Origin of the sequence: Salmonella sp. SA15303 (assembly GCF_029962125.1) — a bacterium.
GTDB classification, from domain to species: domain Bacteria; phylum Pseudomonadota; class Gammaproteobacteria; order Enterobacterales; family Enterobacteriaceae; genus Salmonella; species Salmonella enterica.
This window is the reverse complement of sequence record NZ_CP123924.1, coordinates 1,135,981-1,152,297: the sequence shown is the minus strand read 5'-3', so window position 1 is coordinate 1,152,297 and position 16,317 is coordinate 1,135,981. Positions and strand designations below refer to the sequence as shown.

The window sequence follows — 16,317 nt, the reverse complement described above, 5'->3', positions numbered from 1 at the left end:
GCAGGACGCATTAACCAACGACACCTGACAGGAGAGTTGTTTATGCACACCGAACCACAACCATGCACCATCGCACCACTCGCAGGAGGCCGCCATGTTTCTGGTCTCCCTGGCTGAAGGCTTTATCCACCTGTTCCAGGCCGCAGGCAAAATCTTTCTCGACATGATGACCGGGCTTATCCCGATGCTCATCTGCCTGCTGCTGGCCATCAATTTCCTGATGAAGCTGGTCGGTACCGTCAGAATGGAGAAGGTCGCTGCCCTGCTCGGCCGCTCGCGCATTCTCACCTACGGCGTGTTGCCGGTGCTCGGCTGGTTCTTTATGAGCAGCCCCGGCGCGCTGACGCTCGGTAAGCTCTTACCTGAGAAGAGTAAACCCGGCTATGAAGATGCGCTCGGCACCACCGCCCATCCCCTCACCAGCCTGTTTCCCCACGTAGTGCCATCAGAGCTGTTTGTCTGGCTCGGCGTGGCTGCGGGGGTTAAGGCACTCGGTCTGCCCGTTACTTCACTGGCGCTGCGCTATATCGCCGCCGCCATGCTAATTGGCCTGATACGCGGGATTATCACCGAGTACCTGTTCCTGCGGCTCAGCAGGCGGGGGAATGCGCCATGATGATTTACTGCGCACGTATTACTGCCATCGGGCTGTTTGTCGCCGACGGCCTCACCGACAAGATGCTCATCACCTTCGACAGCAACGGGCCGAAGGACTGTCTCGATTACTCGCTGTCGCTGGAGCCGTCGTTCCGGGAAGAGAGCCTGATGATACTCCCCGGCGACCGCCTGCTGCTGGCAGGGCATGATTATCTGGTGACTGCCGTCGGCAAGGGGGTACAGCAGGCGCTGTTTGAACTCGGTCATCTGACGCTGGTGTTTGACGGTGACCTGAAGCCCTGCCACACCGGGGCGATTCATCTCTCCGGCCCGGTGCCGAAACTCCATGACCTGCACGGCAATCTGGTGATTGAGGAGGGACGGCCATGAACACGGTACTTATTCCTCCCGGTCCCGGCGGCTACGGTAAAGGGCTTTGGCTGCCCGTTGCCAGCGGCAAAAAGGTGCTGTCACTGACCGGGCGCGAGATTCATCCGGTGGCGATAGAAATCGGTGCGCTCACTGAATCGGAAGTGGTGAACGGCTTCTCCGATATCCCGCCTGATAACGACATCCTGTGCGTGGTGATTAACTGCGCCGGGTCCCTGCGCTGCGGCCTGTATCCGCAGAAGGGCATCCCGACCATCAATGTGCTGCCCACCTGGCGCGCGGGGCCGCTGGCGCAGTTTATTAGCGAGGATAACTACGTCTCCGGCGTGACGATAGAGCAACTGGTTCTGGTGGATACGGCCGAAGCGCCGGACGGTGAACCGGAGCCAGTGTCTGTCACGGCACCACGGATTATCACCACTCCGCCGCCTGCACGTGGCGCGGAAAAACTGGTTCGCATGGTCGAGCGTACCGGCACCGCCGTCGGACACGTTATCGCCCTGCTGTTTGCCGCCAGCCGTGAGGCGGTGGACGTGTCGCTGCGCAACGTTATCCCGTTTATGGCCTTTGTCTCACTGCTGATTGCCCTGGTGCAGGAAACCGCACTCGGCAGCCTGATTGCCCACGCCCTGACGCCGCTGGCGAACTCGCTGTGGGGACTGGTGCTGCTGTCGCTCATCTGCGGCATTCCGTTTCTCTCCCCGGTGCTCGGGCCGGGGGCAGCCATCTCGCAGGTCATCGGCGTGATGATTGGCACCCAGATTGGCGCGGGCGCGATATCCCCGGCCTTCGCCCTGCCCGCGCTGTTCGCCATCAACGTGCAGGTCGGCTGCGACTTCGTGCCGGTAGGTCTTTCGATGCAGGAGGCGAAGCCGGAGACCATCGCGAAGGGCGTCCCTGCCTTTCTGCTCTCACGTCAGTTAACGGGGCCGCTGGCGGTCATCATCGGCTGGCTGTTTTCCCTGGGCTTATTCTGAGGACATCATCATGAACAAAATCAGAGCCGCCGTGGTGGGTGCAGGTATCTACGGCAAACACCATATGAACGCGTACCGCCATAACCCGGACACCGTGCTGGTTGCCATCTGCGACACCGATACAGAACGTTGTGACGACCTTGCCATGGCGTACGGGATCCAGGGCTACACACGACTGGATCGGTTACTACAGCAGGAGGCTATTGATATCGTCTCGGTGGCGACACCGGATCCGTACCATACCGAATCCATCCTCACCGCCCTGCGCCACGGTCAGCATGTACTGGCGGAAAAACCGCTCGCCACCTCAGTACGCGAGTGTGAGCTTATCGTGGAGATGGCGCAGCAGCGGGACCTGCTGGTCGGCGTCGATTTCCACAAACGCTGGGACCCGGCAGTAATGCGCATTAAAGCCGAACTGGAAAATCCGGAGACCGGATGCATCCTGCGCGGCCATATCAGCATGGACGACGTGATAACGGTCCCGACGCAGTGGCTGAACTGGGCGGGCGCAAGCTCCCCGGTGTGGTTTCTCGGTTCCCACTGCTTTGACCTGGTGCGCCACCTCTCCGGGCAGGAGGTGGTATCGGTGTACGCCGTCGGACAGAAGCGGCTGATGGTCGAATGCGGCCTCGACACCTTCGACAGCGTGCAGAGCCTGCTGACAATGGCCGACGGCAGTTCGTGGGGGGTGGAAAACTCATGGGTGCTGCCGGAGGGCTTTCCGAAGGACAACGACGGGCGCATCGACATTCTCTGCGAGGCAACCTATATCCGCAGTACTTCCCAACATCGCGGGCTGGAAATCACCACGCCGGCCTTGACGCTCACGCCCAACAGCTATTTCATCAACTACCGCAACGGCGTTGCCAGCGGCTTTGGTATCGACCCGATCAATGATTTTGTGCGGGCGGTCAGACATAAAGCCCCCTACCCGGTCACCGCCGAAGACGGGCTGGCGGTGAGCAGGATCTGCGAGGCGGTACACCGCAGCCTTGAGAGCGGGAAACCTGAAGATGTTTAAACAAACGGCGCAGGGTAGCTCCCTGTGCCAGTTCCATATGATTTTGCTAATTCTACTTACTGGTCTATTCACTCGTCAGGCTTTGGCCCGCAGATATATTAATGTTTTCCATCCTGCCGCAACAAAACCCCACACACGATTGTACGTTTTTTAGTCATTAAGGTGAATAGCGGTATTTTATGGCTATGACCTTTTTCACCTTTCTGCCAATAGTATCATGCTAAACCTCTCATTTATGTTTATTGCGCCAATAATAGTCAACAAGTATTTCAAAAAAGTCCCAAGCAAATTATAATGCTGGAGTTTCATAATGTCCCTTTAAAAACCATTTTAAGAAGAGCTATTATGTCCCTCCCTACAAATTTTAATGATATTCTTCGTTTTTTTGAAAAAGATTACGATACAGCCAAAGAAGATAATGCTTTAAGTGCACGCGGCCAATTTCTGCAACTTTACCCCCTTAATCACCTAAAAAAAATGACGCTTGATGACTATGTCATCGGCAAAGGTACAGCTTCATTTTGTGCTTGTGTTGAAGTAAAAACCAGAACATGGGCAAATATGCAAGGTGCGACGGCGCTCAAATTTGGTATTTATTATGGAAAATCAAAATCAGATCCAACCGTCCGCTATCGTTTTACTCAGAAATTTGGCGATGATGATAGTACTAATAAAGAAGTTTTCGCTAATGTTAAAGACGCTTTACTAGACCTAATACAGTCAGGGAAAGAATTAGATTTTAGAGCGATTGACGAGAACCCCCTATCCCAAATGTTTAAGGCTAAAATATTGAGCCTTTACTTTCCAGAACACTTTATAAACATTTGCAGCAAAGATCATCTTAAAGAAATTGCTATGGAAATGGGTATAAAAGAGCAACAGTTTATTAGTAAATATCAACATTTGTTATTCAAGAAAAAACTAGAGCATAAAATCACCCGAAACTGGAGCAATCCAAAATATATGTCCTTCCTTTATGCCCAGTTCATACGTAAGGATCTTAGCAGCGCTCCTGCTGTGATAGTTAAAAAACCACAAAAAAGAAACCATCCCGAAGTCAATTTCGAAGAAATAACGGACAATCGTGATTTAATAGGCAAAAAAAGCGAAGAATATGCATTAAACTGGGAAAAAAACCGCCTAATCGGTCTCGGCTATTCAAAACTAGCTGAGGAAATAGATGATCGCCGTAATCGTCCAACTTATGGTTACGACTTTCTTTCTTTTAATGCCCCAGGTGATGAGCGATACATCGAAGTTAAATCAATTGGCCGGGATGGAAAAGAGGGAGCATTCCGTTTTTTCCTCTCAGGAAATGAACTCACCGTTTCTAATTTAAGTAACCACAGTAAAAACTATTATTTTTATCTTGTACAGTATGGGAAAGATGGAGAGCCATGCAATCTATATGTAAAACATGCTCAAGATCTTTACACTAATAGTGAAATGTCCCCTTGTGCTTACGTTGTTAGGTTCGATCTGGAAGAACCTGCTTAATAGTTTCGACAACCTCCGGCTCATAACTTTAAAAGTGTGAAATCAGGCGCAGAGTTCCCCCTGCGCCTTCACCTCAGTGATGCTGTAACAACACCTGTGAAATCTTCCTCGCTTCACCTGCCGGATCCGCCGCATGCGTGATCGCTGATCCCACAATCACTACATCCGGGCCTAACAGTGCGTAGTCCTTCACAGTCTGGCTACTGATACCGCCTGCCACGGCAATCCGGGCTTTCCGGCGCACCTTCAACATCGTTATCAAATCATCAATCGGTTTGCGCCCTGCTGCCTGCTGGTCGGTGCCTGTGTGTACCGCCAGCATATCTGCCCCCGCCTCCTCCAGCAGGCGGACTCGTGCGGGGAGATCGTCGACGCAGATCATATCCACCACCACCTGCTTTCCGGCCTCTTTTGCCGCGCGGATGCACGACTGGATCGTCAGCACGTCGGTCACACCTAACACCGTGACATAGTCTGCCCCGGCGTCGAAAAGCAGCTGCGATTCAAAATGGCCGCCATCCATAATTTTCGCATCCGCCAGTACTTCCTTATGCGGGTATTTTTCTTTAATGGCTTTAATCGCGTTCACGCCTTCCCGAATAAGAAAGGGTGTTCCCACTTCAATAATATCAACGTCATCAACCACCTTATCCATAAATACCATCGCTTCAGGCAGGGTTAACTCGTCCAGGGCAAGCTGTAATTTCATGTTGGTTTCCTTGTGTCGAATGACTATTCGAGGTTGGCGTGCAGCGCAAAGCCTTTGGTTAAGCGATATCCCGTCGACTGCGCCAGATTCACAATCATGGCGTCACCCAGCACCATGACCGCCTCTTCAAACAGGCTGCCGCCGGGCAGAATACCTTTCACATTCTCGGGTCCATCCGGCAGTTTGTCGGAATAAGCCGGGATCCTGACCGCCACCCCCGCCAGTTTCCCCAGCGTGGACTCGGGGAAAATGGTCAGCAAGGCCACAGTGCCACCCAGTTGCTTCGCTTTCGTTGCCACATTCACCAGCGAAGCCGTTTCACCCGATGCACTCGCCAGTAACAGCAGGTCGCCTTTTTGCAGCGCAGGCGTGACCACATCGCCGACAACATGCACCTTCAGGCCGATATGCATCAGGCGCATCGCAAAAGCTTTCAGCATCAACAGCGAACGCCCTGCGCCAAAAACAAATACCGCTTTCGCGTCAGCAATGGCCTGCTCCAGACGCGCCAGCGCAGCGCCATCAATCCGCGACATCGCCTGATTCAGGTCGCTACAGGCAACGCCTGCAACAGATTGCGTTTCCATCATGCGTCCTCCTGACAGAGCGGGAATAAATCATCCTCATACTGGAGCATCCCCATGATTTCCCGGACATAGTTATCGACATGCCCCAGAAAATGAAAACGTTCCGGTGCGGCGCGGTAGCGCTGGTAAAGCGGCATATCGAAGGTGATGCCAAGATGCGGGTTCTCTTTGACGGTGGCGAATTTGATGCGCGGAACACGCGGGTAGTAGTGATTCTTGCGCACGCAGAGCTGCCCGTTCTCCTCCACGATGTAGCAGGCCATACCGTGGTAAAACTGCACCGTGTCGTAGTGAACCGTACAGGGTTTATACGCCAGATTGCTGAACACCAGCGGCCCGTCGCCGATATTGATGGAGCAGTGGCCATAATTCGGCGGCACGATAATGCTCTGCCCCTCCTTCACGACGGCCACGATAAGATCGTCTACCACCAGCTCCTGCGGCGCGGCGGCAAAATCCGGCGACTTTTGCAGGATATACGCCGCCGTACCCTTAATTACTTCATACACCTCCGGATGGGTGTTGCGCCGCGTGTCGTTATAGCCGTGATAATGGCCACTGGTTTTCTTACGCTCCTTGCCAATCGTCCCCGGCATGATGATGGTGATGTCGTACTGATACTGGTCAGCAGCAAGCCGTTCCTGATCCTCCGCAAAGCTGAGACCGCGATAAACATCGTAAGCCGGTTCATTACGCAGCCCTTCGGTGAACTCCGGTAAAACCACCGCCATCTGCCCGGCGCTTTTGCGGCCAAAGCCGAGATAGTTTAGCGGCGGTTTCAGCGCCATTACGCCATCATCATCGAGATACAGCGGCAGGCCGCTGTGGTGTAGCTGTTTCATTTTTGCCCCCTGTATACACGTCATACTTCAAGTTGCTGCTACGTTGGCTGCGCGCCTTCATCCCGGTCACATAGTTATCTATGCTCCCGGGAACTCACGCGCTTGCCGCCTTGCTACAACTCGAATTATTTAGTGTATGGGTTCACAATGTCCGGAAACCGGATGCGCTTTAATCGCGCGGATCGCCTCTTTCAGCCGGTCGGATTTCATGCCAAAGACGCTCTGAATGTTGTTCCCGACCTCAACGACGCCCGCCGCGCCAAGCTGTTTCAGCAGCGCTTTGTCCACCAGCGTCTTATCCGTCACGTCAATGCGCAGACGTGACATGCAGGCTTCGATGCTGGTCATATTCCCCAATCCGCCATAGGCCAGAATGATGCCGCTCACCAGGTCGTTCTGTTCGCTTTCCTGCGCCACAGCGGTTTCTTCGACTTCACGGCCCGGCGTCAGCAAATTCCAGCGACGGATGGCAAAGGTAAACAGGACGTAGTACACCGCGCCCATCACCAGCCCGACCGGGAATACCATGTACCAGTGAGGCGCTCGCGGCAGAACGCCAAAGAAGAGATAGTCGATAAGCCCGCCGGAGAAAGAGAGCCCGATGTGCACGCTGAACCACTCCATCAGCAGGAACACCAGCCCCGCCAGGACGGCGTGAATGCCATACAGCACGGGTGCAACAAACAGGAAGGAGAACTCAATCGGCTCGGTGATACCGCAGACGATGGAAGTGATCGCGCCAGAGAGCATAATGCCCTTCACACGCGCTATGTTTTCCGGGCTGGCGCAGCGGTAGATCGCCAGCGCAATCGCCGGAATACAGAACATCTTGATCGGCGTCAGCCCGGCCATAAAGGTTCCGGCGGTAATCGGCACCTGATCTTTCAACTGGGCAAAGAAGATAAGCTGGTCGCCATGCACCACCTGCCCGGCTTTGTTCACGTACTCGCCAAACTGCAGCCAGAACGTCGGCCACCAGACATGGTTAAGACCAAACGGGATCAGCAGCCGCTCGACAAAACCGAACAGGAAGGCGGACACGCCCGGCCCCTGCACCGTCATGGTATTCGACAGGCCATTAATCAGATGCTGAACCGGCGGCCAGACCACCGCCATCACCAGCCCGACAAACAGCGCGGCGAAGGAGGTCACTATCGGCACAAATCGCTTGCCGGAGAAGAACTCCAGCCATGAAGGAAGCTGGATGCGGTAATAGCGTTTATACAGCCAGGCGGCGATAATCCCGATAATGATGCCGCCAAACACGCCGGTCTGCAGCGAAGGGATGCCCAGCACCATCGTGTAGTCACGCACCTGCGCCACCGATTCGGGCGTGATCCCCAGAAACTGGCCGATGGTGACGTTCATAATCAAAAACCCGGCGATCGCCGACAGCCCGGCAATGCCCTGATCGTCACTAAGTCCCACCGCCACGCCGACCGCAAACAGCAGCGGCAGGTTGGCGAAAATCGCACTGCCCGCTTCCGCCATCAGCTTCAGCACGTGAACCAGCCCGTCAGTGCCGAGAAACGGCAGGCTGGCGACAATATTGGGATCCTGAAAGCTAACACCAAAAGCCAGCAAAATACCGGCGGCAGGCAGCATGGCAATGGGGATCATTAACGATCGCCCGATGCTTTGTAACATTTGCAGAAGGTTGAATCTTTTCATCTCGATCTCCTGAGCGCGTCTTTATGACAGGGATTCGCACAACAGCAGGTTCTGCTCCGAACACCTTCAGTATCCGAACCCGAAATGATTAAAAAAACAGCAACCAAAGACGAAAGTTATTTCCGGTTTTCGCTTAAAACCGGAAAATTTATGAGGGCAATCACGCCAGATACCGTCAGAAAGGGATAAAAGAGGAAATCGCGTTCGGCGGGAGGCCATCATATGAGTATCTTCGAGGCGCATTTTCGCAGGCTGCACGCCCGCTACGGCGCAGGTCAGACGCACGAATTACAGATGCAGGAGATCGCCGCCATCTTCGGCTGTTCGGTGCGTAATTGTCGTATTGCGCTAAAAAAGATGCATCAGGAAAAATGGCTCGACTGGCAGCCCCAGCGCGGGCGCGGCAAGCGCTCACGGCTCCATCTGTTAACCTCGCCGGAAAAGCTGTTCAGCCAGAACGTCAATAAGCTGCTGGAGAAGCAGGATTACGGCAACGTGCTGCGGTTTATCGGCAACGACAAGTATCTGCTGGATCGCCTGAGCCTGTGGCGCTTTGGGGTACAGGATAAAAGCAGCGAAACGCGGGTACGCATCCCCTACTATCGCAATCTGGATCCGCTTAACCCACTCGTCCCCCTGCGGCGGACCGAACGCCACCTTCTGCGCCAGTGCCTGAGCGGACTGACGCGCTATGACGCCGTTCAGGGCAGGATCGTCCCCGATATCGCCCACTACTGGACCCATAACGAGGACTTTACCCGCTGGGAGTTCTGGCTAAAATCCACCGCCCGCTTTGCCGATGGCTGTGAGCTGGATGCCAGCGCCGTTCAGCGCTGCCTGCTCGCCGCCAGCCAGAGCCCGCAGTTCGCGCCGATTTTCAGCCCAATCAAAACCATTACCGCTGACGCCCCCTGGCATCTGGTAATTGAAACGCATCATCCGGTCAGACGGCTCGACTGCCTGCTCGCCACCCAGCCGACGATGCTGTTTGATTACCAGCACGGACACATCCGCTGTACCGGCGCTTTCCACCTGCAGGAGCACAGCGACAATTTTATAGTTTTGCGGCGCAATCAACACTGGCATCAGGCGCGCCCCGGACTGGATGAGATCACCATTTTCACCTGGGCTCCGGAGCATATCAGCATGAGCTTTATTCCCCTGCTGCGGGGCGAAGAGGTGCAGGATGACCGCCCGCTCAACGAGCGTAGTCTGGAGCAGAGCTGCTGCTTTGTGCTGCTCGACGGTGACGGTGCCTTTGCAGATGAGGCCGGAAGACGGTTTATCAATTACCTGCTGCAACCTGTCGAACTCCTCAGCCAGACGCAGCTTCCCGACGAATACGCACGCATCCTCTCTGTGGCTCAGGGTATGCTGCCGCAGTGGAATCACCGCCCGGTAGATTTTGGCGGGATCACAGCGCCGTTTAACCTGCGTCAGCCGGTTATTATCAGCACCTTTCAGCAACCGGAACTGGTGGAGCTTGCCGGAGCAATTCGCCGCCTGCTTGAACGCTGGCATATTCGCGCCGAAATACGGATCGACGCATTTGACCACTTTAACAACCAGCTGCGCCCTCCCGCGGATATCTGGCTCAGCAACTTTATGCTCGATACCCTTTCGGTTCCGGCATTTCTGGAATGGCTAGCTTCCACCGCGCTGTTTACACGACTGCCTGAATCCCAGCGACAAAACCTGAACGCGCTGTTACCGACGATTCTAAACAGCGACGATGAACAGGCGTTCGCTACCATTGCCGCCTTTTTCCATGAGATGACCCACCAGCGATATGTCATTCCTTTGCTGCATCACTGGATGGAATTTGCGACTGAGAAGTCATTTACCTGGCGGGATTTAAATACGCTGGGATGGCCGGATTTCAGCCAACTTTGGCTCGAATAATGCTACGCCCGCAAAAGCTCGCTAAAGGGCCTTTAAAGGCCTTTAAGGGTAAGGGAGATAAGTGCGCCATTGTGGCTGTCAATTCGTTTTGTTTAGCTCTTCCTGATTTTCTTCTTGCCTGGGAGAACTGGCATATTTTTTCGTTTCTGGATCCAGAGGAGCTGCGTCCGGCATCAGAGTAACATTCCGCATGGTGCGTTAGATCATTCTGCATACCCAATTCTGTTCGTTTAAGTATTTTAGGTACGGCTGAGATAGCGTGGTTTGAACCATCAGAACAATTAAAATCTACACCCGCAAAGGCTCGCTTTAGCGAGCCTTTGCGGGCGGCATTTCTGGATAATTATCCATGAAAGCCTCACCAGAGATGTAAAAGAATCCTTCCTGCCGCGGCATTCTCTGGACAATATTTTCCCAATCTTCTGATGCTCATGAAACCGCATACTGCATCATGATAATAAAGTTATTTATTATCAATGAATTATGCGGATTAAATCAGCTTGACCATCGCATCAACAATGCTATTTTTACGGTAACTGCCGCAGTCCTGGGACTGCACCCGAGACAGCCACGACCTTAGAGGACTGTGCCTGGCTGCTATGTCAGGTTGGTCAAGCCCTTAACCCCGCAAGCCGGACAATACGGCGGGGGCGTCTCTGACGCAGTCCGGTCGTTGTTGCTGCTATAACCTGTGCCAGTAAGAGGCAGGTTGGTACCGCCTCTTTAGACGGAGCGTATCTCTGCGCCAGTAAACAGGTTGCCTGAAACGGCGGCGCGTCACTTTGGAGGCGAAGCAAAACAAAGTGACGCCGACGCACACCGCTGCGCCAGCCGCCGTCTTATCAGGCTTATCGTTGTATTAACCCTCTGACGCCATCATTTCTGCGTCAAAAAGATAACAAGGAGGAATGAACAGTACCGGAGGCGGACCACGACGATCCGGGGGCATCCCTGCTGAGGCAGGCGGCCTGCACACCGTGCAGTACCGTACCCCACCATACCTCAACTCTCGCCTTCCGGCGCACCGGTATTGTTTAGCATGGCGCAGCTTTCGCTCTCCCATGCATTCCCCACGCGCCGGAAAATATTGCTACCGCATCAGGCGGAGGAGTCAGCATGTCGCGACTGGCGCAGGATATGAAAAAACTGGCGCACCGCGCAGGTGGCAGCCACAAAACCGTCCACGACCGCGAACAGATGGCGCAGCGTTTTGCCCGTCATTTGCTGGCGCAGAATATTCAGGTCACCAGCACCTGCCAGCTCAAAGCCAGACACATCGCGGGATATATTCATGAATGGCTGGCGCAGGGTATTTCTCTGCGAACGCTACAGAATGAGATGGCAATGGTGCGCTCTATTCTGGCTGAAGCCGGACGCACACAACTCAGCCAGTCAGAATTAATCAGCAACCAGTCGCTCGGTATCAGTGGTGCCAGCTGTGACGGGACGCACCGGGCCATTCCGGATGCACTTTACCATCAGGTACTGGACCGGGTTCATCATATCGACGCAGGCCTCGCAGCCAGCCTGCAACTGGCGCGGGTGATGGGGCTGCGCGGTCAGGAAGCAGTACAGTGCTGCCAGTCGCTGAAAACCTGGGATAAACAGCTGGAAAAAGGGGCTGAACGTCTGCCGGTGATCTTCGGCACCAAAGGCGGGCGACCACGCATGACACAGGTGACGGACCGGGAAGCGGTTCGTCAGGCAGTGAAAGAGGCGCTTGGGATTGCCGGGGAGCGTAACGGGCATCTCATTGACAAGCCGGATCTGAAATCTGCAATGGACTACTGGCACAACCATCTCCGCGATACCGGGCTGACGGGGGAATACTCTCCCCACTCCCTGCGCTATGCCTGGGCGCAGGATGCGATCCGCTATTACGAAGAGCAGGGTCTGAGCCATAAAGAGGCGCTGGCGGTAACTTCAACGGATCTGGGCCATGGTGATGGGCGGGGAATATATATTGAGCAGGTATACGGGTATACTGATTGAATCTCACTAATACAAGATGTTTCATTCCTTTTTGTATGTAAAAATTCATAACTACTTTAAAATTTTAAATGCACAATAAAAGTATAGATAGATAATGTGTACTGTTTCCATTTCACCGCACTTGAGTTTAAAATACCAAGATTCATCTAAAACCAAGATTGTGTCATGAAAATTTCATATTTAAAATCATCTCCGTCAATGATTGAAGTTTTAAAAAATAACTATGAAGCATTTATAATTCAAAACTATAAATTCAATCACTTAGGTTTATTTCATGACGAAGACAGTATTTATGCTGTAATACAGAATTACAAAGAATCTAATACTACGTTAGATGAAATACAAGAACTTTACAACTACAGATTTAAAACCGCAGGTGTTCCGGGACCAACGTTTACAGAAGAAGTAAAAGACAACTATATAAAAATAGATCTTAGAAATACATATGAAAAAGTAAGTTTATTTGGCCAACCATTTAACGCATTCGAATTTAATAATAACATACGCATAGCCATACCATCTAAATTTCATCCTTTTCATGTTGACATGAAGTGGTCCGACAACAGTTTTACATTTACCTTCAATAAAGAACTTACTCCTAATGATATTGATGAAATCATTTTAATATGTGAAAGCTTAGGTTTTTATGGTTATAAATACAATATTAAAACAGACCATGAACTACCTGATTATAATCATCAAATAAAGAAAAGTAATACACAAGGAAATCTTACATTAGTTGCGAGTCAATACCTTAGGAATAATCAACCTAAAGAAATCTTGGAGAAATATGAAGAGGATCAAGACTTTTGGACAGAAAAAAGAGCCAATATTTTTTCAGATGTCAATCTAACCAAGGATGAATGTCTTATTGATTCATTCAGAAAGAGTCAAAACAGATGCTTTGTCGATGCCAGTGTATTTCCACGAAATAACATAAGAGAATATATATCACTGTATGACACTGTAATCATTGCAATTCCATTAGCAGATTCACCCAATAGTCAGAGTTTTTATGACATTTTTAAAATAAGTAAGATTGAGCTGTTAGAGTTAGTTCGACGTGGACGTATAAAATTCGTCGCATTCCAAAATCTCCAGCGGTATGATTCAAATTTTTTGGCGGATGTTCTGTCTGTTGATCCAGAATGTGTATTATTTTCAAGAAGATTAGCCGCCGCGACATTATTAGCAATTAGAGAAAAAACAGGATTATTTGGATTCGCATTTGATAGCAGCACTCAATATAACTTATTGAAAGAATGCTACAATTCAAAAGTCGATGCACTTAAAATATTAGCAGAGTCGTTATCGGAAAATATAGCATTTTTTGAGTATGGCATAAATCAAAGAGGTGCATTGGGTATTAGTCAATTTTGTGGGGCAAGCTTTGCAGCCCAAATATATAAATCACGCGGTCGCGATTATGGTATTGAGCTAATGACAAGCGCAATGTCACTTGAGTTCTCACTAGGGCTAGGGGCACATCACTTTCCCTTTGAGCACACAGGTTATTCTGAGGTAAATGCCTGTAAAATCCTTAATGGCATATATAATGGAGTTCAGCAATCACAAAATGAACTTCGAGAAATGGAGATACAGACTTTACTATCAAATATTTTCACTATTAATAACGACATGAATGTTCTCGAGTTAGATGACATCTTAAGCAAATACAGTCGACGTATGATCCCACAAATATTACAAGAGTATGCCCATCTGACACCTGAAGAATTAAGCTTTAAGATATACTCTCTAAATAAAGATATTAAAGCAATTGAAAAGAGGAAGCAAAACTTGTCTATTTTAGACTTGTCAGGTTTTGCCCCAGTAGTTGCAGGGGCAGTAATGGAGTATAAGGGACTATCGGGAGCGGGTTATATTGCGTTGCTACCATGGATTTTCAAATTATTAAAAGTCACCACCAATAATTCAAAGATATTCAGCAATGAAATATTTAGTAATTTAGAAGCTTTAACTTTAAATACTCCAAGAAACACAATGTTGGTACATAAAATAAGACAAGACATGCCTAAATAGTACGTTTTAATTCGATGCATTATACTATTTGCACATCAACCAAGCCCATACGAATATATGGGCCATAACGATGCTTTCACAGGTATGGCCATTTATTTGGCAAATTTTAAATCAGATCGTTTAATCTTTTTTTCTAGTATAGCAACTATTTCTCTTAACTTTTTTATAAGTTCAATAATCGCCCTACATTGCATCCATCACAAATAAAATGAATTGAGAATGAGTTCATTGAAAAAATCTCATCAATTCATAATGTAATTTAGTGATCTTTTGAAGAATAACCCTCGATCTCTATAACAACTTCTAAAGTATACCCACCATTCTGGCTTGCAAAATCCTCTTTGGTAATAGACACATAGCGATTATCTTTCTTTATCATAACTGGGATCTTACTAAATAGCTCATTAATATTAAAGTCATCATCCCCTAATGCTTTTGATATTAATTCTTCCGCAAGCAATGAAATGGTATTTTTTGAACAATTTGATATGGGTGAATTATTTATATTAGCTCTTAACTTGAGTTTCTTAGCAGCATATTCATCTCCATATAAATAATATGCAACACTATCACGAAATAAACCATCATTACCAATCTCAATCATATGACTACATGATATCCAAGTATCAAAACTGAAATGATAATCATTGGTGTCAACTCCTTTTCCAACAAGAAAATCTTTGGCTAAGAATGGTGACCACCCATATTTATTATCTACTTCGGGTGGATTAGATTCGATTTTTTTCCGTAATTTTACGTCTTTTAAACTTGCCTTAATTCCTTCTTTCGTCTTAATTTCATTAATATGTATGTTTCTTACCCAGCGATTAAGAGCATCAAGATCTGTTCTAAAGAAGCAAATCGCTAATTTTTTTGCATAATTAAACAGAGCCTCATCGTCAAAATATATTTTTAATCCTAATAACTTAGTTTCATAAGCTTGATAAAGGTAAAGCATATAAATAAATGGCATAAACGAAAATGATAATAAAACTGGCGTCAGAAGTTCAGTAAGATTAGCCCAAGAAAACGTTACCGAAGGCGACATAATTGAAACAAAAAATGAATGGGCAAAATAAAATATAACGAAAACGCCTAGCACTACCTTTATCGTCGCTCCGATTTTTTCTGTTTCTTTTTTCGTATTAGCTACGACAGCCAGCAACCCTAAAAAAAGCATAATAGGGTATATTATAAACTCTATAGCAAAGGAAAAACTTTGTAGTTCAAGAATAAATGTAAGTAGAGCACTTAATCCAATCGTTTCTTTGATTTGTGATTTAAAATAATACTTACTGCTCTTTATTTTATGTGTTTCAAAGATTGTTACGAAAGCATATGTAATTACCCATACCAAAGTGGTCTTAAGATTATCTGTACTCCAAACACCAATTTCATAAAAAAGCACAATACAAATAGACGTCCAAACAACCGCAAATCCTAATACTGTCAAAATTTGTTTATGGAAAAATGTTTTGATAAGTTGATAAAAAGAATCTCTAATATCCTTTTTACACCAAAGCAGAGCAATGATTATTAACATCCATATAACAAAAGCATACTCTCTACTATTAATGTCCATTTAGTCACCATTACTCAGTTAAATTCATTTCAAAGTTACATTTTATCAAGCCTTTATCATTTTAAACTGAATTACGGTAGGCGTACCAACTTTGTATAAGATAGAATACAACAAGCTTCATGCTTCTTTTTTAGATAGTTTGTTGTTCGTGCCTATCGTACACTTTGCGACTGTTCGTTTTGCATCTATTCCAAGCATCAATCAATACAATAAATTTCAGCACCATAAAGATAATAATAAAAATCAACAAGATACGAAAACCCCTTCCATATCAACATCATCACCACCCTTTTTGCGCCTTCCCTTCCCCGCAAAAAATAAAAATCTCCAACAAACTCAACCATCTCCCCCACCAATTACAAGGACGCCAGCCACTTTTTAGTTGTTTGAAGTTCAATGAAGTCTACTAAGCCCGCACAGCACAAGCTCTGCGGGCTTTTTTACGTCTATTGTCGTCCAGTGAGAATTGCTGAGAACTACGAGTTATGGCACCCTGAATGAGACCCA

The 16,317-nt window shown here is 49.0% G+C and carries 13 protein-coding genes; 8 read left to right on the top strand and 5 right to left on the bottom strand.

The features are described from left to right. Positions 1-94: 94 nt before the first annotated feature. From srlA to QEN31_RS05525, 5 genes are all read left to right on the top strand, one after another. The gene (srlA, locus tag QEN31_RS05545; protein WP_000480483.1) at positions 95-616 is read left to right on the top strand and encodes a PTS glucitol/sorbitol transporter subunit IIC; all 522 of its coding nucleotides are present in this window, start codon (positions 95-97) and stop codon (positions 614-616) included. Continuing rightward, positions 613-987 (top strand): PTS glucitol/sorbitol transporter subunit IIA, encoded by a 375-nt coding sequence (locus QEN31_RS05540; RefSeq protein ID WP_000973738.1) that lies wholly within the window; start codon positions 613-615, stop codon positions 985-987. Before srlA ends, QEN31_RS05540 begins: the two co-directional genes overlap by 4 nt. After that, on the top strand, positions 984-1,964 hold the full coding sequence (gene srlE, locus QEN31_RS05535; RefSeq protein ID WP_001098984.1) for a PTS glucitol/sorbitol transporter subunit IIB: 981 nt from the start codon (positions 984-986) through the stop codon (positions 1,962-1,964). The genes QEN31_RS05540 and srlE overlap by 4 nt, the downstream gene beginning before the upstream one ends. A gap of 10 nt (positions 1,965-1,974) precedes the next feature. Next, the gene (locus QEN31_RS05530; protein WP_001033832.1) at positions 1,975-2,988 is read left to right on the top strand and encodes a Gfo/Idh/MocA family protein; all 1,014 of its coding nucleotides are present in this window, start codon (positions 1,975-1,977) and stop codon (positions 2,986-2,988) included. A 294-nt stretch (positions 2,989-3,282) separates the two neighbouring features. Next, on the top strand, positions 3,283-4,485 hold the full coding sequence (locus tag QEN31_RS05525; protein WP_000889012.1) for a DUF3883 domain-containing protein: 1,203 nt from the start codon (positions 3,283-3,285) through the stop codon (positions 4,483-4,485). Positions 4,486-4,558: 73 nt separating this feature from the next. On the opposite strand, the gene hxlA is transcribed toward QEN31_RS05525, so the two are convergent. The 4 genes from hxlA to ptsG all read right to left on the bottom strand — a co-directional run bounded on the left by hxlA (position 4,559) and on the right by ptsG (position 8,294). Continuing rightward, positions 4,559-5,194: a 3-hexulose-6-phosphate synthase gene (gene hxlA / locus QEN31_RS05520; RefSeq protein WP_000776032.1), complete on the bottom strand. Its 636-nt coding sequence runs from the start codon at positions 5,192-5,194 to the stop codon at positions 4,559-4,561. A gap of 23 nt (positions 5,195-5,217) precedes the next feature. Next, complete coding sequence (gene hxlB, locus QEN31_RS05515; RefSeq protein WP_001682344.1) at positions 5,218-5,781, bottom strand: 6-phospho-3-hexuloisomerase; 564 nt, start codon at positions 5,779-5,781, stop codon at positions 5,218-5,220. Beyond that, positions 5,781-6,623 (bottom strand): glucose-6-phosphate isomerase family protein, encoded by an 843-nt coding sequence (locus tag QEN31_RS05510; protein WP_000811366.1) that lies wholly within the window; start codon positions 6,621-6,623, stop codon positions 5,781-5,783. The genes hxlB and QEN31_RS05510 overlap by 1 nt, the downstream gene beginning before the upstream one ends. A 129-nt stretch (positions 6,624-6,752) precedes the next feature. Beyond that, on the bottom strand, positions 6,753-8,294 hold the full coding sequence (gene ptsG / locus QEN31_RS05505; RefSeq protein ID WP_000819716.1) for a glucose-specific PTS transporter subunit IIBC: 1,542 nt from the start codon (positions 8,292-8,294) through the stop codon (positions 6,753-6,755). A 222-nt stretch (positions 8,295-8,516) separates the two neighbouring features. Here ptsG and QEN31_RS05500 point away from each other — a divergent pair, with 222 nt between their 5' ends. The 3 genes from QEN31_RS05500 to QEN31_RS05490 all read left to right on the top strand — a co-directional run bounded on the left by QEN31_RS05500 (position 8,517) and on the right by QEN31_RS05490 (position 14,228). Further along, positions 8,517-10,196: an SgrR family transcriptional regulator gene (locus QEN31_RS05500; RefSeq protein ID WP_099949621.1), complete on the top strand. Its 1,680-nt coding sequence runs from the start codon at positions 8,517-8,519 to the stop codon at positions 10,194-10,196. Between the two features lie 1,116 nt (positions 10,197-11,312). Beyond that, positions 11,313-12,188, top strand: coding sequence for an integrase domain-containing protein (locus QEN31_RS05495; RefSeq protein WP_000088556.1), 876 nt, complete (start codon positions 11,313-11,315; stop codon positions 12,186-12,188). A 165-nt stretch (positions 12,189-12,353) separates the two neighbouring features. Next, positions 12,354-14,228, top strand: a complete 1,875-nt coding sequence (locus tag QEN31_RS05490) for a membrane protein (RefSeq protein ID WP_001521074.1) — start codon at positions 12,354-12,356, stop codon at positions 14,226-14,228. A 259-nt stretch (positions 14,229-14,487) separates the two neighbouring features. Here QEN31_RS05490 and QEN31_RS05485 read toward each other — a convergent pair whose 3' ends face one another. Next, positions 14,488-15,771, bottom strand: a complete 1,284-nt coding sequence (locus QEN31_RS05485; protein ID WP_010989066.1) for a membrane protein — start codon at positions 15,769-15,771, stop codon at positions 14,488-14,490. Positions 15,772-16,317: the final 546 nt, after the last annotated feature.